The sequence below is a fragment of the Methylobacterium oryzae genome (assembly GCF_036441375.1).
In the GTDB taxonomy this organism is placed as follows: domain Bacteria; phylum Pseudomonadota; class Alphaproteobacteria; order Rhizobiales; family Beijerinckiaceae; genus Methylobacterium; species Methylobacterium oryzae_A.
Genome location: NZ_MLCA01000001.1, coordinates 1,636,971 through 1,655,263, shown reverse-complemented (window position 1 = coordinate 1,655,263; position 18,293 = coordinate 1,636,971). Strand labels below are relative to the sequence as shown.

Below are 18,293 nucleotides of genomic sequence, written 5' to 3'. Positions count from 1 at the left end.
GAGACCCACGATGATCCTACCCAGGCTGGCCTTGATCACCGCCCTTCTCACGGCGTCGGCCGTCTGCGCCCACGAGACCGCCGGCCAGCACGGCGGCCGGGTGACGGACGCCGGCAAGTTCCACGTCGAGCTGGTCGCCAAGGGCGAGACCGTCGACGTGTTCCTGTCCGACGAGGGCCAGAAGCCGGTCCCCGCGGCCGGCTTCAAGGGCACCGCCATCCTCGTCGTCGGCGGCAAGCCGGCCCGCGTGCCCCTGGAGCCGGCGGACGGCAACCGCATGACCGGCAAGGCCGCGACCGCGCTCGGCGACAGCCCGAAGGGCGCCGTGCAGCTCACGGGGCCCGGCGGTGAGACCGCCAGCGGCAAGTTCAACTGATCGACCCACGGGAAGGCACGACGATGAAGACCCTGACCAAGACCGCCGCCGCCGCAACCCTCGCCCTTGCCCTCGCGGGCGCGGCGGCCGCCCACGAGATGAAGGGCGGCGAGCACATGGACCACTCCGGCCACCATCCCGTGCCGGCGTCCACGGCCCAGACGGACACGCCGGCGACCAAGGCGTTCCGCGACGTCGACGCCGAGATGCATCGGAACATGGACATCCGCTACTCGAACGACGTCGACGTCGACTTCGTGCGCGGCATGATCCCCCACCACAAGGGCGCCGTCGCCATGGCCAAGGTGGCCCTGCAGTATTCCAAGGACCCCGAGATCCGGAAGCTGGCCGAGGAGATCATCAAGGCCCAGGATGTCGAGATCGCCCAGATGGAAGCGTTCCTCAAGAGGAAGGGCGCCAACTGAGCCTTCGCTTCCGCGTGTGGTTTGATCCCCCGGGCACGTGATGTGGCAGAGTATTTATCTCTGAACGTTTCGCTGTTCGGCGGGTTCTATATTTAAGCATGCCTGACTGACTTTGGTGAAACCTGGTCAGCGTTCCAGTCGTGCCGCAAACTTTTCTACCGATGGACGGAGAACACCTATGCACCAGATGTCGAGCGAGATGCAGTCCTGCATCGACGAATGCCTGCGCTGCTACCAGACCTGCCTGGGGATGGCCTCGAACCACTGCCTTCCGGCCGGCGGCAAGCACGTCGAGCCGGGGCACTTCCGGCTGATGATGGCCTGCGCGGAGATGTGCCGGACCTCGGCGCACTTCATGCTGATCGGCACCCCCGAGCACAAGCACACCTGCCGGGCCTGCGCCGAGGTCTGCGAGGCGTGCGCGCGGAGTTGCGAGCAGGTCGGCGACATGGACGACTGCGTCCGGCAGTGCCGGGCTTGCGCCGAGAGCTGCCGGAAGATGGCGGCGTGAGCAGTCGCCCCGACGCCCGCTCCTCAGCGCCCGACGCGGACCTTGCCGCGCGGCGCCGAGCGGGCGGGCGCCGTCGCGGCGGGTTTCGGGTGGCAGGCAGGGGCGTCCGCCCCGGTCTCCAGGCTGGCGATGATCGGGCAGTCCGGTCGCCCGTCGCCGTCGCAGGCGTCGGCCAGCGTGCGCAGGGCGTCGGCCATCTCGTTGAGTTGGCGGGCGCGATCCTCCAGTTCCCGGACGTGCGCCCTGGCGATGGCCTTCACGTCGGCGTTGCTCCGGCCGGGGTCGCTCCAGAGGCCGAGCAGCACCCTGATGCGCTCCAGGGAGAAGCCGAGGTCCCGGGCGTGCCGGATGAAGCCGAGCCGGTGCAGGTCGGCGGCGCCGTAGTCCCGGTAGCCGCTGTCCCGCCGGTCGGCCGGGGGCACGAGGCCGATGCTCTCGTAGTGGCGGATCATCTTGGCCGAGACCCCGGAGGCCCGGGCGGCCTGGCCGATGTTCATGACGAACCCCGTGTTGACCTTACTATGATGGGAAGGTTCACAACCATCCGCAACCCATGACGACCGAACCCGTCCGCCGCCCCGAACCTGGGGTGCGCAGGGCGGGACCGGTCCAGCCTCTCGTCCGGAGCTTACGATGCAAGCTGCCCGCAAGGCCGTCCTCTATCGGATGGTCACCCCCGAACACACCTGCCCCTACGGCCTGAAGGCCAAGGATCTCCTCGAACGCCAGGGCTTCGAGGTCGAGGACCACTTCCTGACCGACCGGGCGGAGACCGACCGCTTCAAGGCGGAGCACCAGGTCAAGTCGACACCGCAGACCTTCATCAACGGCGAGCGCGTCGGTGGCTTCGACGACCTGCAGCGCCACTTCGGCAAGGCCGCCAACGACCCGAACGCCACGACCTACACCCCCGTCATCGCGGTGTTCTCGATGACGGCCCTGATGGCGCTGGCGGCGAGCTACGCCGTGTACGGGACGCCGCTGACGATGCGCGCGGCCGAGTGGTTCATCGCCTTCAGCATGTGCGTGCTGGCCCTCCTGAAGCTGCAGGACGTCGAGAGCTTCTCGTCGATGTTCCTGGGCTACGACCTGCTCGGCCGGCGCTGGGTCCGCTACGCCTACGCCTACCCGTTCCTGGAGGGCATCGCCGGCGTCCTGATGGTGGCGGGCGCCCTGAACTGGCTGTCGATCCCCGTGGCGCTGTTCATCGGCACGGTCGGGGCGGTCTCGGTGTTCAAGGCCGTCTACGTCGACAAGCGCGACATCAAGTGCGCCTGCGTCGGCGGGTCGAGCAAGGTGCCGCTCGGGTTCGTCTCGCTCACCGAGAACGTGATGATGGTCGCCATGGCCGTCTGGATGCTCGCCGTCCACCATTGAGCCGACCGGTGCCGGCCCCGTCCTTCTTCCCGGACCTGGACCGCGAGCCGCACCCGCTGGCGGCAGCGGCGGCCGCGCGCTTCCTGTCGGCCGCGAACGGGATGCTTCCGGGCCTCGTCGCGGGCTTCCACGTGATAGGCTCCGCGGCGCTCGACGACTTCGTGCCCGGACGATGCGACCTCGACTTCGTCGCCGTCCTCGCGCGCCCGCCCGACGACGAGGCGTTCGGACGGCTCGCCGACCTGCACGCAAACATGTCCTCGGCAGGCGGCCCCGCCCTCGACGGCATTTATGTCATCGGCTCCGGTCGGGAGGGGTCGGAGGCGGAGGGGCCCGCCGTCCGGGAGGGGCGCTTCGAGCCGCGGTCGCGGCACCGGCGCCGCCCGGTGGACAGGCTCGCCCTCTCCGAGCACGCGCTGACCCTGCACGGGCCGACGCCGGCGTGGCGCGACGTGCCCGAGGTCGACGGGTGGGCGGTTGGGGCGTTCGACGCGCTGCGGGCGTCGGCCGGCGCCATGGAGGTCGACGAGGCCGTCCTGTGTGCCTGCCGGCTGCATTACCTGCTCGCGCTCCGACGCATCCCGTCGAAGTCCGAGGCCGGCCTTTACGGGTTGATCGCCTTCGAGGCGCGCTGGCGGCGCATCGTCGACGAGGCGCTGCGCATGCGGCGCGAGCCCCGCGCGCCGGCCCTGTACGCGGACCGGGACGAGCGTCGCCGGGACGCGCTCGCCTTCGTCGGGGCGGCGGCGGAGGACGGGCTGTCCCTGGCCTGAATACGCCCCCGGGGTTCCGGCGGAGCGTCCGGGCGCCTATCTTGGCTGTCGCAGCACGGACCCGAGATGAGCGAACCGGACGACAGGCACGGCGGCGTGGCCGTGGACCATACCCGCCAGATCGCGCGGCTGCGCCGCATCGAGGGGCAGGTCCGCGGCCTGCAGCAGATGATCGAGAACGGCCGCTACTGCGTCGACGTCGCCCACCAGGCCGACGCCGTCATCGCGGCCCTCCGGCGGGTGCAGTCCGACATGCTGCGCGACCACATGCAGGCGCTCGTGCAGGCCGCGCTCACCGGGAACCTGCCCGAGGAGGAGCGCCGGCGGCTCGCCGACGAGATGAGCCGCCTCGTCGCCAAGGTCGTCTGACGGGCGCGGGTCCCTTCCGGCAGGGCTCAGGCGAGGCCGTGGGCCTGCATCGCCGTGATCACCTGACCCAGCGTCAGGAAGGTGCACGCGTAGACGGTGCCGTCGGCCATGGTGATGGTCGTGGCGGGCAGGGGGCCGCCCAGGACGAGCGTGCCCCCGTCCACCTTCGCCACTTGCCGAAGGTCGATGGTCTGCGCGGAGCCGTTCGTCAGCAGGACCGTGTGGTGGATCGGGTTCAAGGCTGGCCTCCGGCGAGGGTCATTGCTCGCCCACGCTTGGTCATGCCGTGCCACATGGTCCCGCACGTGCCGCTCGTCCATCTCCACCGCGCGTGACGGATCTGCCACGGTCGGTGGCAAACGACGCGCATCCCGGGGTGCCGGACCGTTGCCCCCTGTTCGCCGCGCTCTCAAGAAAATACCCATTGGGGGTATAATTCGAGGAGGGCGACATGATCGGACGGCGAAGCTTCCTGGCCGGGGCGCTCGCGGCGGCGGCCGGCTCGCCCTTGAGCGGCACAGCCGCCCGGGCGCTCGGCGGCATCGAGCAGCGCAACGAGGTCAGCTTCCTCAGGGGACCCTACAACCTCGCCTTCTACTACCGGCTCAACAAGGCGTACCGCATCGGGGCCGGGATGCACTTCTTCCACTCGAAGCAGCACGACCTGCTGCAGCTCACCCGGTTCGAGGACCACGCCGCGGTCGACGCCCGCTTCGAGCGCGAGGCGAGGGAGTGGCTGCTAGACCCGCCGGCCATCGAGCCGGAGATGCCGTACTACTCGAACTACGTCGACCGGGCGATGCACACGCTGTTCCGGACCATCGACTGGACGCACATGCATCACGAGCAGACCTACGACGTGATGGCGTTCCGCGAGATCCCGTGGGCCGAGAAGAAGGCGTGGACCGACCGCGCGGTCAAATACTACCTCACGATGCAGACGCCGGGCGTGCCCCGCAGCGTCGCCCCGCTGGAGCTGACCATGCGGCGGGCCGGCATCATGATGAAGCCCTACTTCAACTACTTCAGGAACTTCTATCCGCTAGACCAGGGCCTGTTCTACGTCGCCCACTGGTGGCACCCGGCCGCCTACGAGACGCAGATGATCTCGGGCAACCGCGACCAGGAGGTCGCCATGTCCCAGACCATCGACCTCATGTACCGTGAGGTCATGCCGGCGCGGCCCGGCCGCATGCTGCTCTCGCGCGAGATCATGCCGCGCTACGCCCGGATGAGCCCGGAGAGCGCGAACATCTTCGACAACCTGCACATGCTGCACGGCATCGCCTACTCGATCCTCGCCTACAAGGGCTGGTCGGTCGAGGAGAAGCGGGCCGAGATGTACCGGGTCATCGAGGCCATGGGCCACCAGCCCGGCGACGAGGCCTACGCCCGTAAGTTCCGCGAGCCGCACCCCGACTTCGATCCCAGGACCTATCCCGCCTGGGTGCGCTCGCCCCAGGGCGCCATGGGCATGATCATGATGGACATGCTCATGGAGATGCTGCCGATGATGTACCCGGGCGGCCTCCCGAAGGCGCAGCGGGCCGCCGTCATGCGGCAGGCGATGATGAACGGCCGGCTCGGGATCGAGCCCGGCGAGGTGCCCGGCTCCCTCCACGACGCCCTGATGCAGGTCGCGCCCGGCATGATGACGATGCCAGGGTCGACCGAGCCGGGCGAGGCTCCGGCGATGATGGTCGAGCACATGGTCCAGGCATGGAAGGCCAAGGCCGCCCGCATGCCCGACGTCGCCCCCATCGACATGTCGGTCGAGCCGGGCCTCGGCCCGGCCCACGTCGCCGCCCGCTGAGGAGACGCCCGATGTCGACGACCACGCGCGCCGCGCTCGCGGCCTTCCTCGCCCTCTCCGCCGGCCCGACCTTCGCCGCCGACCACTCCAACCTGGAGGAGGGGCTGCCCGTCACCATCGAGGACGCCTACCCGATCAAGGAGAACGGCCTCGAAGCTCAGTCCTACTTCCAGTACAACCGCATCCGGAACGACCCGCGCGGCGCCAGCAGCCTGATGGCGGTGCCGCGCCTGGAATGGGGCGCCTTCAAGAACTTCCAGCTCTCGGTCGAGGCCCCGTACAGGCTCGGCAACGCGAGCGACACCGACCAGGGCGAGTTCCGGGCGCAGGGCTTCTACAATTTCAACCAGGAGGGGCTGGTCCTGCCTGCCATGGCGGTCGCGCTCGGGGTGAACACGCCCTACGGCCGGATGGCCGGGGGGACCGAGACCGAGCTCAAGTTCCTGGCGACGAAGTCGCTCGGCACGCCCGACCCGGAGGGATTATCGCCGTATTCCTACGTGCCGCGCCAGGTGCACTTCAACGCGTCGTGGTTCCACAACTACGACCCGACCACCGGCCGGGAGGCCGAGCGGCGCGACCGTTACCGGGTCGGCGTCGCCTACAGCCAGCCGGTCTCCAACAGCGTGGTGCTGGTCGCCGACGTCTACCGCGAGACCGACCGGGAGCGTGGCCGCGCGGTCAACCTGGCCGAGGTCGGCGCCCGCTACATGGCGACGCCGCAGACGGTGCTGGTCGGGGCGGTCGGCGTCGGCTTCGGCGGCGACCGCCGCCAGGACTTCCGCGTGACGGCCGGCCTGCAGCACACCCTGAGCTTCCCGTATTCCTGGGACCCGCCGCGGTGATCCTCGCCCCGATGTGACGGGAGGGTTGCGCCGCGTCCGGGAACCCTACCCCTGGGGGGTATGTTACACGGGCGTCTCCGAGGGGGGGTCGCCGCATGTTTCCCGAGTGGTTCCACGTCCTGTCCATCTGTGCCCTCTTGCTGGGGGCGGCGTGCTCGCTGCTGCTGTCCGTCCAGGTGATCCGGCATCCGCAGCACATGACGGTGATGAACGTCGTCTGGCCGGTCTGCGCCCTGTTCGGGACGGTGGCCGTGGTCTGGGCCTACTACCGCTACGGGCGGCTCGCCACGATGGAGGCGCACCACCACGCGATGGAGCGGGACGAGAAGCCTCCGAACATGACGCAAACGCCGTTCCCGGTGATGGTCGGCAAGGGCGCGCTCCACTGCGGCAGCGGCTGCATGCTGGGCGACGTCGCCGCCGAGTGGCTGGCCTTCCTGGTGCCGGCGGTGGCGGTCTGGTTCGGCTGGCACTCGCTGTTCGAGGAGAAGATGTACGCGGTCTGGGTCCTGGACTTCGTGTTCGCCTACGCGCTCGGGATCGTGTTCCAGTATTACGCCATCGTGCCGATGCGGGGGCTGTCGCCCGGCCAGGGGCTGGTCGCGGCCGTCAAGGCCGACACCCTGTCGCTGATCTCGTGGCAGGTGGGCATGTACGGGTTCATGGCGCTCGCCCAATTCTACGTGTTCCCGCACCTCGCAGGGCAGCGGGCCCCGGTGAACTCGGTCGAGTTCTGGGCCGCCATGCAGCTCGCCATGGTCGCGGGATTCCTGACCAGCTACCCGGTGAACTGGTGGCTCGTCGGGTCCGGCATCAAGGAACGTATGTAGGCCGGCATGGCCTCCCATCCGGCTTGGTCGCGCGGCGGGGCCTATCCGCCGGCATCCGCATTCCCGTCACGGTGCCAGCGTTGTTCACGCCCGTCGTCGTCCACGACCTGATCCACCGCTTCGCCGGCCTCGACGGGCCCCACGGCCATTGGTGGATGGAGCTGGTGTCGCTCCTCGTCCTCGTCGTGGCGCCGGCGTGGACGGGGTGGATGGCGCTGCGCCTCGCCTGGCGCACGCTGCGCGACCGGCACCTGCCCGGCGCGGCGAGCCCGGGAGCGTGGCGCCTTGAGCGCTACGTCCTGCGGGCGACGCTGCGCCCGCAGCTGCGGCTGGTGCTGCTCTCGCTCCTGACGCTGCCGGCCGCGTGGCTCCTCCTGGAGATCCCCAAGCACATCATCAACCACGCCCTCTCGGACGCGGAGGGCGACGTCCGTCCCGGCATGGCCTTCCTCGGGCTCGAACTGGGACGCGTCGAGCTCCTGTTCGCGCTGTGCGCCAGCTACCTCGCCGTGCTGACGCTGGGCGGCCTCGCCAAGTACGCGGTCAACCGGGCGCGCGGCGGCCTCAACGAGCGCCTCGTGCGCCGGCTGCGCCTCGCCGTCTTCCGGCGGGCCCGCGGGGAGCGCTCGCCCGAGCGCCGCGCGGCGCTCGCCGCCGTCGCCGTGCAGGAGGTCGAGCCCATCGGCTACGCCGGCGCGGGCCTGGTGGCCGTGCCCTTCGTCCAGGGCGGCACGCTCCTGACCAGCGTGGCCTTCCTGCTCCTCCAGGACGCCGCCCTGGCGCTCGCCGCGCTGGTGATGCTGCCGGTGCAGCTCACCCTCCTGCCGCGGCTGCAGCGGCGCCTGAACGCCAAGGTGCGCGAGCGGGTGCATGCGACCCGGGCCCTCGGCGGCCTCCTGACCGCGCCGGAAGCCGGGACCGCGGGCCATCCTCCGGCCCTGCTCCGGCAGATGCGCCAAGCCGAGGCGCTGGAGCGGGTGCGCGTCGAGATCGCCGACCTCAAGGGTCGGCTCAAGGGGCTCTACAACTACACGGCCAACCTGACGCCGTTCTTCTTCTTCTCGGTCGGCGGCTACCTCGTCATCCAGGGCCGTCTCTCGCTCGGGGCGCTGGTCGCGGCGCTCGCGGCCTACAAGGAGATCGCGCCGGCCCTGCGCGAGCTCTTCGACTTCGCGCAGGGATGGTCGGACGCGCGGGCCCGCTTCGAGGAGGTCACGCGGGCCGTCGCGCGGCCGGAGCCGGCGTCCGCCCCTCATCCCGACAACGCCCGGCCGGCCCTGACGGCGGCCTAGGCCGCGAGGCCGGGGCGTCTTCGAACGGGCGAAGCCGAGGTCCGGGTCGAGCCGCCGGAATTCCCCGGCCACGTCCGCTGCGGCCCGACCTGCACGGACGGTCCGCGCGCACAGGCATGCCCCCGACGCGGGGGATGTCCGGTGCGCTCAGACCGGCGACGGCCACGCGATGCCCGCGATGGCCTCGTTGTCCGCCGCCTGGGCGCGGGCCAAGGGCCACTCGTACTCCTCGAAGCGCCGCAGCAGGGCTTCGAGGCGCCAGAGGGCGACGGGCCTTTGGGACACCGGCTCGAAGCAGGCCACCATCGCATCGTGGAGCCGCCGCGCGACGGCGACGGCCGCAGGGGCCTCCTCGGGCCGGACGCGGCCCTGCCAGGCCCTGTCGATCCAGGGCGAGGCCGCCGCATAGGCGTCCGCGACGGCCTCGCCCGCGCCCGGGGTCGCCGGCCTCGTCAGGAAGTAGGTCCACTTCCCCTGCATCTCCGCAAGGGCCTCGTCGAGCCCGGACAGGGCCAGTTCGGCGAGCAGGCGCGCCGTGTCGCCACCGGAACGCGTCCCGGCGAGGGCGTCGAGCCAGCCCGTCCGCCATACCCTTCGCGGCTCGCCCCCGCTCCCGGCCTCCCAACGCAGGCCGTCGTCGCAGGCATCCGGACGGAAGCCGAGCCTCTCCCGCCGGCTCGCCGGCCCGTCCCAGCGCCAGGCTTGCGGGAAGGGCTGCAGGACCGGCTCGCCGCGAACGACGTCGACCAGCGGGTCGTAGGTCCTGAGCAGGACCGCGTCGCCGACCACCAGGACGCGTTCCGCCATGAACCGGCGCAGGTCCTCCGCGGCCGCCGCGCGCCCGTCCTCGCAGACCTCGGCCACCGGCGTGCCGGACGGGCCGAGCCGTTCCGGGACCCATGGCACGCCCCGCGTCGGGCGCCGCCCGCAGGGCCCCATGGCGAACAGGGGTGAGCGAAACAGCGCCTTGCCGACGTCGGTGACGTCGATGCGGTCCCAGGACATCCCGCCTTCGAGGTAGGCCGCGAAGGCATCCACGCCGAACCGCTGCCAGGGCTCGGCGACGTAGGGGGTGCGGGATCGGCCCGACGGCTCGAACCAGAGGGCTCCCTCGAACGCACGCCAGGTCAGGGGGCCCTCTGGCGTCGGGGCGACGATGGGCGGGCCGAGCTCGTCCGGGGACACCGTCCTCAGGGCGACCGGCGTCTCCTCGACGATGTCCCACAGCATCCGCGTCCGGTGGCGCTTGAGGCGCAACACGACAGGGCACGGGTGCCTGACGTGCACGATCCTCTCAGGATGCATCGGCGACCTCCATCGTCGGGGCGAGCGTTCCTTGGCGGGGGCGCGCTTACCGAAGGGGCCTCCACCCCACGCAGGTCTCCAGCAGGCGGGTCGGGTGCCGCGCGTAGTCGATGCCCGTTCCCTGCTCGTCCTCCGCCGCGGCGAAGGCGGCGTATTGGATGGACAGCAGGAACGCGTTCGCGGGCAACCGGTCGGCGAGGAGCAGGATCGGCCCGACGCCGCCCCCGTCGGCGAGCGCGAGCCGGCCCGCGGCGAGGGCTCCCGCCAGGTCGGCGAGCAGGCGCCTGTCGTCGGGCCGGAACGCGGCGAGCGCAGCGCCCGCCTCGTCGTAGGCGGTCGCGAGGGCGTCATCCTCCTGCCAGGCGTCGTGGAAGCCCTCGCCGTCGCGCAGGTGCTTCCGGCGCACCCCCCGCCGCTTGGCGGCCCAGTCGCGGGCGTAGGCGTCGTTGAGGACGAGCAGGGTGGCCAGCTTCGGGTCGTCGTGCCGCACGAACGCCCAGTCGGGTCCGGCCGGTTTCGGCCGGCACAGGGCATCCTCGACCGTGACGGCGTCCTCCGCCACGCCGAGCCACGCGCGGAGCCCGGCGCAGCCGTGCTCGTGCTCCGCCTTGCAGTCGTGTCCCAGGGCCACGCCCCACGGAGTTCCGCCTTCCCCGAGCAGCACGACACGGTTCTGGTTTCCGGCCTTCATGCGACGCCTCCGGGATGACGCGGCGGACACGCCTGACCGGGAGACGATCGCCGGTTTCGCCGGAATGGCAAGGGCGTGCCCGTGCCGGGACGAGCCCGGAGGTTGGGGCCGCGCCGGCCGGCCGGGTCCCGGGCCCTGTCGTCGGCGCGTTCGGTTGCCTGTGGTCCGCCGACGGAGCCGACCGTCCGGCGAGGCGTCGCGTCGTCACCAATGGCGCCCGGGTTGTGGATTGCCCGGTCCTTCCCAAACTGGGCGCTAGGCGGTCGCGCGCGTCGGAGCCAAGGAATTGAGCAGCCCGGGGTCCTGGTTCGCGGACGCGATGCGCGGGAGCGCCGCCGGCCTTGGGGGCACGCACCTCAAGGTCCACGACCTGCTGCGCGCGCTCCCCCTGCAGGCGGTGCGCAACAACCTCGTCGCCGGGCTCGGGCATGCCGGCGCCCGCGGCCGACCGCTCTGGGACCACCAGGCCGAGACCCTGGCGGCGTTCGCGGCCCACCTCGCCGACCCGGCGCGCGACCCGCGCGCCCTGGCGGTGATACCCACCGCGGGCGGCAAGACCGAGGTCATCGTCAGGCTGGTGGAGGCGACCGGCCTCGACGCGGGCGGCGCGCGCCTGGCGGTCCCGACCATCGTGCTGGAGCCCTCGCGCCACCTCATCCGGCAGACCGTCGAGACGTTCCGCGAGCGCTTCCCGGCCCTGCAGGTGTCCGGGCTCCTCGCGCCGGACGACCGGCCGCGCAACGTGACGGTGATGAGCTACGATCTCTTCGTCAACATGCTCCGCGACGGCAGGCTGCTCCCGGGCGACGTCGGCGCGGTGGTCATGGACGAGGCCCACCGCGGGCTCTCGGACCTGCGGCAGGACCTGATCCGCCGGTTCCTCGACCACGCCGTCGTCACGGCGTTCAGCGCCACGCCCGCCTTCGACGCGAACAAGAACGTCCATGCGCTGCTCGGCGCGGAGAACGAGGTCGTCAAGGTCGCGGACGAGCGCCTCCGGCGCGAGGGTATTATCTCCCCCGTGGCCAACTACGTCCTGCGCGTCGACGTGGTCGGCGCACTGCCGGACGACCCGGCGCTCAGGCGCGCCATCCTCAGGAAGGCGGGGCACGACGCCCTGGTTGGCTTCCTCGCCACCTACGAGGAGCCCGCCACGGGCCTGCGCCTGCGCGACAAGGCCTTCTTCGGCTACGCCAACGGCGTCCTGCAGGCCGAGGGGCTCGCCGCCGCCATGACGGCGGCGGGCATGCCGGCCCGCGGGGTCAAGGGCAGCGACGGCCTGGACGCGTTGAAGGCCAACCTCCTCGACCTGCGGGACGGGCACCTGCGGGCGCTGGTCAACGACAAGGTGCTCGTGGAGGGGGTGAACCTGCCGCAGGCGCGCGGCGTGGTCGCCTTCGACGCGACCTCGTCGCTGGTCAAGCACGTCCAGCGCTGCGGGCGCGCCAGGCGCCTCGACCCCGCGCTCGACCGGTTCGACCCCCGCCAGATGTCCTCCGTCGTCGAGGCGATGGTCTGTATCGACGGTATGCCGCTCGACACGCAGCGCATTTACGCCGAGGCCATCGGCGACCTGTCGGTGGCCCGGGTCTACGACGCGCCGCGCCGGGACGCGGCGGCGCTCGCGCGCGAGATCGTGCGGGACCGGCCGGCGGAGGCGGCCGGGGAGGAGGACCGCGATGACGCGTCCGAGATGGACGAGGCCATCGGACGCCTCCAGGAGGCCCGGGGGTCCGGCGGGGATTCGGGACCCCGCGGGCCCGTCGACGCGGGGCGGTGGGCGGACGCCTTCTCGGTCATGGGCAGCCTGGCGGGCGTCCACTACCTGCTCGCCGAGCGCGAGGGCCCGCCGCGCCTGGAAGGCATGCTGCACCGCGTCCAGGTCGCCCGCGCCATCGGCATCGCGACGGACGACCCCCACCTCAGGGATCTGTTCGGCGAGTTGGAGGAGGCGGCGCGGGCCGGCCTGACCCCCGAGGTCGCGGGCGTCGCCGTCCATGCGGGCTTCCACAGGTTCGAGCGCCAGCGCGCGTTCTACGTCCACGTCGACGACGTGCCCCGCATCGGCGTCGAGGTCTTCAAGCGGTCCGGGCGGACGCTGCCGGCCGGGACCACGCCGGACGACTTCGGCGCCGAGCGCCAGGCCGGATGGCTGACGCGCACCGAGGCCGCCTTCGCCTGCAACCTCAACCCCTACCACCCCGCCTTCTCCGCCGTCTGGGACGCGGCGATGGCCGGCACGCTCGGCGCGTTCGAGGGCGGCCCCCTGATCCGGTTGATGCGCGACGGCGGCAAGCCCAAGCTGCACGTGCACGAGCGGGGGTTGGAGGTGTTCCGCCGGCACCTGGGCGTCGAAGGGCCCGCGCTGCCCGCCAAGCGCGCCGACCAGGCCTCGGTGTGGGAGACGATGCGCGCGCTGGGCGTCAGCAGGCGCCTGACCCGGTTCCGGGAGCAATGGGACCGGATGGTCGAGGACTGCATGCGGGACGGGCGGGTCGTCCGGGACGGGCGCCGGGTCGGGTTCGGGTTCGTCCGCGGGGCGAACGGCAACCCCGTCCCCGCGCTGGACAGGGCCGAGATCGCGTGGTTCGCGCAGCTCACCGGCGTCGCCGGCCTGATCGAGCCTTCCGAGGAGTGGCTCACCATCAACGAGGCGGGGCGGGCCATCTCGACGTCGCCGTACGCCACGCCGGCGCTCAAGGAGCTCTGGCTGGAGATCCGGCGCTCCTACGAGGAGACCGGCGTCGGCAGGGCGGCGGGCCGGGAGTGGCGCGGCGCGATGGCCAAGGGGTCGGAGGTCGCCGCCTTCCGGCTGCACCGGTCCGAGATGGACGCGCTCGCGGCCGCCATCGGGCGCGGCAGGGACCGGCTCATGACCGACGAGTGGTTGAGCGCGAAGAAGGTCGCCGCCCTCCTCAACCAGAACCCGGACCGGGGCAGGTTCCGCGAGGCCTGGGACGCGCTCCTCGAATGCCTGGAGGCGGGGGAGCCCCCCGTCCTGGATGGCGTGGCGTTGCGGATGGAGGCCCGCCTCCTGGGCGGCAAGCCCGTCCCGTGCCTTCACGTCTCCGAGGTCGACGCGCTCGGGCGCATGACGGGCGGGCGCAGGTCCGCCGGGCCCAAGGGCGAGGAGTGGCAAGGTATGGCCGACGCCGCCGCCCATTTCGGGAAGCACCAGAGCGACCCGACCTTCCGGCGGTCCTGGCAGGCCCTGGTGGCGGCGGCCGAGGAGGGGCCGGTGCTGGACGGCGCGCGTCCCGTGAGGTTCGAGTACCGGACGGCGACGAAGGCCGTCTGGTGCCTCCACCGGGACGAGCTCGAATGGTTCGGCAAGCGGACCTGGCCGAAGCGGCGCGCCCCCGTGCCGAGGCCCTACGTCCCCCTCGCGGACCTGCGCGCGCACGAGGCCGTCGAGGGGGCGTGGGACGCCTTCGACCTCGTGGCCGAGGAGGTGGACGGGCTGCTCGACGACGCTTCGCCCCTGTCGCTCCTCGGGCGGGAGGGGTTGCGCTTCGAGCGGCTTCCGGAAGGCGGCTTGGCCGTCCATCCGGACGACGTCGCCGGGTTCCTCGATTCCGTCAGGGAACTCTCCGGGGCCGCCCCCTCGCCTTGAGTGGCCAAGGGGTTCGGCGGGACCATCACTCGGTCGAGTTCTGGTTCGCGATGCAGGTCGCCATGGTGGCGGGCTTCCTCACCAGCTACCCGGTCAACTGGTGGCTCGTGAGCGCCGGCATCAAGGAACGGATGTAGGCCGGCGGACGCCTATCGCCGGATCACGAAGAGCCAGAAGGCGACGGCACACGCGGTCGCGAGCATGGCGACCCAGTGAAGCGCATCGCTCGGGCGAGGGCGCATGCCCGCCCCGGTGGCGGTCCGGCATCCCGGGCAACGCGACGTGTCCGCACGAACCGCCCGCCCGCAGCTTTCGCACGTCGACAGGAGCATGGGCGCCACCCCTGAAGCCCCGTGCCGAGCCTCGCGCGTGGTTGCGCCGTGGCTTCCTGCGCGTTCTTGCCGTCGGGGCCGCCACTCGGATCGCTCGGTCGGTCCGGAATGCCCGCTTAGCACGGTGGGAGTGGCCGTCGAAGTACGTCTTATGGATCGGCGGACCGGCGCCGGTCTCCGGCCCGCAAACGGCGATACCCCTTGGGAGGTATCCGCATGACTTCGAGGCATGGATGCCGGCTGTCCGCTTGGTCCGAGCGCTCGGCGGTCCCGGTGCTCCGGTCGCCTCGGATGCGCAGGCCGGGCGCATCGTCCGGGACGTCATCCTCCGCAGGCTCAGTTCGGACCTCCGGGCGCAAGGCACGATGCACCTCCGCCGAGCACTGCGGCCATCGCGGTAAGTCGCGACCCGGGCCGAGGCCGGGACGGGCGGCTGCATGCCATATGTCGCGCCCAGGGCAGCCCCGCGGCGGCAACCGGCGCCGGCCACCGGCAAGGTCGGCCGCGCGGGACCGTTCCGCCTGCGAAAACCGTTTACCGAACCGTTAGCCGGGAAACAGTGACGGGCGCCTCGCGTTGGCCTGCGCACTGTGCCGCGCTTGAAGTTCGGGTAGCACGGTGCTACCTCTTGGGGGCCGGATGACGCCGACCAACGCGCTGAGTCTGGTGAGGTCCCTGGCCTCCGACGAGGCCACCTGCGAGTTCTACAAACCCGTCCTCGACGAGCTCCGGCGTTATGGCCTGGATAACCACGAGCTGCTCGGCATCGTCTGCACCGAGCTCGGCGAGACGCGCTGCTACGACACGAAGCCGACCGAAAAGTACCATCCGACCACGGTGCCGGATTACTGGAATGCGCGAAAGGCCCCGCCCTTCAAGGCGGGGATGGATAGCGCAGGCGGCGCCAGCCGCCTTGCCTTTGTTCCCGCCCTGTTCTAGCTTGCCCCGTGCTTCGCGTCCAAGCATACCGGTTCGAGCTCCGGCCAGACGGCGCGCAGGAACGGCTGATGAGCCGGTCCTGCGTATGCCGCCGCTACGTCTTCAACAGGGCTTTGGCCCTGCGGAAGGCCCGGCACGCCGCCGGCGATAAGCATCTCTCCTACGCCGACCTGTGCAAGATCCTCACCGGCTGGAAGGCCGAGGCCGCCACCGTCTGGCTCAAGGAGGTCCACAGCCAGGTCCTGCAGCAGGCGCTGAAGGATCTCGACCGCGCCTACCGCAACTTCTTCGAGGGCCGGGGCAAGTTCCCCCGGTTCAAGAAGAAGGGTCAGGACGAGGCCTTCCGCCACCCGCAGGGCGTCAGGCTCGACCAGCCAAACGGGCGCATCTACCTGCCCAAGCTCGGTTGGATGCGCTACCGCGCTTCCCGCTTCGTCGCCGGCGAGATCGGGCAGGTCACGGTCTCGCGCCACGCCGGCCGCTGGTTCGTCTCGGTCCAGACCGAGCGCGAGGTCGAGCAGCCGGTGCACCCGGCCACAACCCTCGTCGGCATCGACGTCGGGGTCGTCCGTTTCGCGACCCTGTCGGACGGCACGGTCATCGAGCCGGCCAACGCGTTCCGTTCGGCGGAGGCCGCGCTCGCCAAGGCGCAGCGGGCGATGAGCCGGAAGGTCAAGTTCAGCGCAAACTGGAAGAAAGCCAAGGCCAAGGTCCAGCAGATACAGGCCCGCATCGCCCGCATCCGGTCCGATTTCCTGCACAAAGCCTCGACGACCATCAGCAAGAACCACGCGGTGGTCTGCGTCGAGGATCTCAACATGCAGGCGATGACCGCGAGCGCGGCCGGGACGGTCGAGGCGCCGGGCAGTCAAGTCCGGCAGAAGGCCGGGCTGAACAAGGCCATCCTCGACCAGGGCTGGGGTGAGTTCCGCCGCCAGCTTGGCTACAAGCAGGATTGGCGCGGCGGATGGCTGCTGGCGGTGCCGGCGCCGTACACAAGCCAGACCTGTCCCGAGTGCGGGCACGTCGCGGCCGAGAACCGGCCGAGCCAGGCCGTGTTCCGGTGCGTGGCGTGCGGGTACGAGGCGAACGCGGACGACGTCGGCTCGATCAACATCGCAAGGGCGGGACACGCCCGGTTAGCCTGTGGACACACTTCGCCCGTGGGGGCGTCGGCCCAGGAACCCGCCGAGGTGAGGCAGGCCCTCGCGGCCTGACCCACGGTAGGAATCCCCGCCCTTCAGGGCGGGGAGGATGTCAATACTCCATCTGGGTGGATGAGTGCGTGGAGCGGATGTTCCTCAAGCTCCTGGTGTCGAAAGCCTCCGACGGGTCAGACCTCCTGGTCATCACCTCCTTCAAGAAGGACAACCGCACATGACCCTCGAACGGTGCCTGGCCTGCGGCGAGCACGCTGTCGAGGAGCGGGTCGATTCGGTCACCCTGACCCGGGGCGGCCGCAGCGCGACGTACGAGGACCGGCGCATGGTCTGCGCCGCCTGCGGCAACGCCAGCTACCGCGGCGCGCAGGCGGGCGCCCACGAGCTCGCGGTGGCCACGGCCGAGCGCGAGCTCGACGGCCTGCTCTCGGCGGCCGACCTTTGCGCGATCCGCTCGAAGTACCGCCTGCGCCAGGCGGACATGGAGCAGATCCTCTCGACGGGCCCGAAGACGTGGACCCGCTGGGAGCGGGGCAAGATCACGCAGACGCGGGCGGCCGACAGGTTCATCCGCGCCATCGCCGACGACCCTTACCTCGCCCGTCGCCTGATGCGCGATGCCGGGGTCGAGAACCCGGAGGCCGAAGAGGTTTTCGCGCGCATCGAGCACGACGAGCGCCTGCGCGCCAGGGCCGCCCTTCGGGCCGAGCTCGGCCGGCGCGGCGGCATCCTCGACGACCGCATCGCCGAGATCGCGGCCGACCAGGCTTTCGAGGTGGTCCATCGCACACGCGCCGAGGCCGTCGCCGCATCACCGACAAGCCCGCGGGCACGCTGCACCACCTCCCGCGGGAGAGGAAACCCCTCACCGAGCGGGAGGAGTTGCTGCGCGACGTCGGGCTGACCATCGCCTCCCAGTTCCGCGAGCAGAACGAGATCCTGCGGGCCGAGCACCGCGAGCAGGCCGCCCGCATCAAGGAGCAGGGCGAGCGGCTGCTGGAGCGGGGCGACATGATCCGGCGTCTGACCAAGGGCGTCGAGCAACTCGTCGGCGAGATGCACGGCGTGCGGACCGGCAAGGCCGAGGATGCCTTCGCCCGTGTCGGCGGGGCGGACGCCTCGCCCGACCTGCCCACTGTCGCGGCCGAGGCGTCGCTGATCTACACCTGCACCGCCAAGAGCATCGGCTTGGAGCTCGGCTTCCAGGCCAGCCAGATCGGGGCCCTCCTCGGTGCGAAGGGGCTGCGATGGGTGGGGAACGGCGCCTACCAGGAGATGGGCCGGGCGGTGGGTCCGAACCACACCAAGTTCTGGCACAACAGCGTGCCCGGTCGCCTGCGCCGCATCCTCGACGACAACAGGCCGGACCGGCTCGGCATCACCGACAAGGCGGTGCTGGCCGTGTTCCGGACGTGGCGGGAGCGTAGGGGCGGCCCCGACCTCCTCGACCGGATGGTCAGCCAGCAGCCTGCGACGGTGTCCGCGCCCGTCGAGGCCGCGAACGACCCCGGGGGTTGAGCTGGGGTTGAATGCTTGCCGGTGCCGCCAACGTCCACGGCAGATGCGCCCTGGCCGGAGAGCGCCGTCGCGGCATGCGGCTTGTCGAGGATCATCACTGGTTTGCCCTCCCGCAGCCGGGAGG

The 18,293-nt window shown here is 71.3% G+C and carries 19 protein-coding genes and 1 pseudogene; 16 read left to right on the top strand and 4 right to left on the bottom strand.

The window, feature by feature from the left end:
• The first annotated feature begins 10 nt into the window (after nt 1-10).
• The 3 genes from MOTC310_RS07860 to MOTC310_RS07850 all read left to right on the top strand — a co-directional run bounded on the left by MOTC310_RS07860 (nt 11) and on the right by MOTC310_RS07850 (nt 1,312).
• Nucleotides 11-376 (top strand): hypothetical protein, encoded by a 366-nt coding sequence (locus tag MOTC310_RS07860; RefSeq protein ID WP_331301383.1) that lies wholly within the window; start codon nt 11-13, stop codon nt 374-376.
• 23 nt (nt 377-399) lie between these two features.
• A complete protein-coding gene (copM, locus tag MOTC310_RS07855) occupies nt 400-801 on the top strand; it encodes a CopM family metallochaperone (protein ID WP_331301382.1) in 402 nt (133 codons plus the stop codon).
• Between the two features lie 178 nt (nt 802-979).
• On the top strand, nt 980-1,312 hold the full coding sequence (locus tag MOTC310_RS07850; RefSeq protein WP_331301381.1) for a four-helix bundle copper-binding protein: 333 nt from the start codon (nt 980-982) through the stop codon (nt 1,310-1,312).
• 23 nt (nt 1,313-1,335) lie between these two features.
• Here MOTC310_RS07850 and cueR read toward each other — a convergent pair whose 3' ends face one another.
• Nucleotides 1,336-1,809 carry a Cu(I)-responsive transcriptional regulator gene (cueR, locus tag MOTC310_RS07845; RefSeq protein WP_331301380.1) on the bottom strand — a complete coding sequence of 158 codons (474 nt, stop codon included), beginning with the start codon at nt 1,807-1,809 and terminating at the stop codon, nt 1,336-1,338.
• Nucleotides 1,810-1,945: 136 nt separating this feature from the next.
• On the opposite strand from cueR, the gene MOTC310_RS07840 reads away from it, so the two are divergent.
• The 3 genes from MOTC310_RS07840 to MOTC310_RS07830 all read left to right on the top strand — a co-directional run bounded on the left by MOTC310_RS07840 (nt 1,946) and on the right by MOTC310_RS07830 (nt 3,831).
• Nucleotides 1,946-2,689, top strand: a complete 744-nt coding sequence (locus MOTC310_RS07840) for a glutaredoxin (protein WP_331301379.1) — start codon at nt 1,946-1,948, stop codon at nt 2,687-2,689.
• A gap of 8 nt (nt 2,690-2,697) precedes the next feature.
• Nucleotides 2,698-3,462, top strand: coding sequence for a DNA polymerase subunit beta (locus MOTC310_RS07835; RefSeq protein ID WP_331301378.1), 765 nt, complete (start codon nt 2,698-2,700; stop codon nt 3,460-3,462).
• A gap of 66 nt (nt 3,463-3,528) precedes the next feature.
• Nucleotides 3,529-3,831, top strand: coding sequence for a metal-sensitive transcriptional regulator (locus MOTC310_RS07830; protein WP_331294178.1), 303 nt, complete (start codon nt 3,529-3,531; stop codon nt 3,829-3,831).
• 26 nt (nt 3,832-3,857) lie between these two features.
• Here the strand turns inward: MOTC310_RS07830 and MOTC310_RS07825 are convergent, their stop codons facing one another.
• Nucleotides 3,858-4,070 (bottom strand): hypothetical protein, encoded by a 213-nt coding sequence (locus MOTC310_RS07825; RefSeq protein ID WP_331301377.1) that lies wholly within the window; start codon nt 4,068-4,070, stop codon nt 3,858-3,860.
• Nucleotides 4,071-4,282: 212 nt separating this feature from the next.
• Here MOTC310_RS07825 and MOTC310_RS07820 point away from each other — a divergent pair, with 212 nt between their 5' ends.
• The 4 genes from MOTC310_RS07820 to MOTC310_RS07805 all read left to right on the top strand — a co-directional run bounded on the left by MOTC310_RS07820 (nt 4,283) and on the right by MOTC310_RS07805 (nt 8,611).
• Entirely contained in the window at nt 4,283-5,644 is a 1,362-nt protein-coding gene (locus tag MOTC310_RS07820) for a hypothetical protein (protein ID WP_331301376.1), read from the top strand.
• An 11-nt stretch (nt 5,645-5,655) separates the two neighbouring features.
• The gene (locus MOTC310_RS07815) at nt 5,656-6,489 is read left to right on the top strand and encodes a hypothetical protein (protein WP_331301375.1); all 834 of its coding nucleotides are present in this window, start codon (nt 5,656-5,658) and stop codon (nt 6,487-6,489) included.
• Between the two features lie 95 nt (nt 6,490-6,584).
• Nucleotides 6,585-7,319, top strand: a complete 735-nt coding sequence (locus MOTC310_RS07810) for a DUF4396 domain-containing protein (RefSeq protein WP_331301374.1) — start codon at nt 6,585-6,587, stop codon at nt 7,317-7,319.
• Nucleotides 7,320-7,399: 80 nt separating this feature from the next.
• The gene (locus MOTC310_RS07805; protein WP_419539870.1) at nt 7,400-8,611 is read left to right on the top strand and encodes a multidrug ABC transporter ATPase; all 1,212 of its coding nucleotides are present in this window, start codon (nt 7,400-7,402) and stop codon (nt 8,609-8,611) included.
• A 147-nt stretch (nt 8,612-8,758) separates the two neighbouring features.
• On the opposite strand, the gene MOTC310_RS07800 is transcribed toward MOTC310_RS07805, so the two are convergent.
• Nucleotides 8,759-9,871, bottom strand: coding sequence for a hypothetical protein (locus MOTC310_RS07800; protein ID WP_331301372.1), 1,113 nt, complete (start codon nt 9,869-9,871; stop codon nt 8,759-8,761).
• A 91-nt stretch (nt 9,872-9,962) separates the two neighbouring features.
• Nucleotides 9,963-10,607 (bottom strand): hypothetical protein, encoded by a 645-nt coding sequence (locus MOTC310_RS07795; protein WP_331301371.1) that lies wholly within the window; start codon nt 10,605-10,607, stop codon nt 9,963-9,965.
• A 286-nt stretch (nt 10,608-10,893) separates the two neighbouring features.
• Here MOTC310_RS07795 and MOTC310_RS07790 point away from each other — a divergent pair, with 286 nt between their 5' ends.
• From MOTC310_RS07790 to MOTC310_RS07765, 6 genes and pseudogenes are all read left to right on the top strand, one after another.
• Nucleotides 10,894-14,220 (top strand): DEAD/DEAH box helicase family protein, encoded by a 3,327-nt coding sequence (locus tag MOTC310_RS07790; RefSeq protein WP_331301370.1) that lies wholly within the window; start codon nt 10,894-10,896, stop codon nt 14,218-14,220.
• Between the two features lie 26 nt (nt 14,221-14,246).
• Nucleotides 14,247-14,357 (top strand): annotated as a pseudogene (locus tag MOTC310_RS07785) (DUF4396 domain-containing protein); the annotation flags it as partial.
• 834 nt (nt 14,358-15,191) lie between these two features.
• Nucleotides 15,192-15,491 (top strand): hypothetical protein, encoded by a 300-nt coding sequence (locus tag MOTC310_RS07780; RefSeq protein WP_331301369.1) that lies wholly within the window; start codon nt 15,192-15,194, stop codon nt 15,489-15,491.
• Nucleotides 15,492-15,499: 8 nt separating this feature from the next.
• On the top strand, nt 15,500-16,708 hold the full coding sequence (locus MOTC310_RS07775) for an RNA-guided endonuclease InsQ/TnpB family protein (RefSeq protein WP_331301368.1): 1,209 nt from the start codon (nt 15,500-15,502) through the stop codon (nt 16,706-16,708).
• A 160-nt stretch (nt 16,709-16,868) separates the two neighbouring features.
• Complete coding sequence (locus MOTC310_RS07770; protein ID WP_331301367.1) at nt 16,869-17,555, top strand: type II TA system antitoxin MqsA family protein; 687 nt, start codon at nt 16,869-16,871, stop codon at nt 17,553-17,555.
• Nucleotides 17,534-18,169, top strand: a complete 636-nt coding sequence (locus MOTC310_RS07765) for a hypothetical protein (protein WP_331301366.1) — start codon at nt 17,534-17,536, stop codon at nt 18,167-18,169. Before MOTC310_RS07770 ends, MOTC310_RS07765 begins: the two co-directional genes overlap by 22 nt.
• Nucleotides 18,170-18,293: the final 124 nt, after the last annotated feature.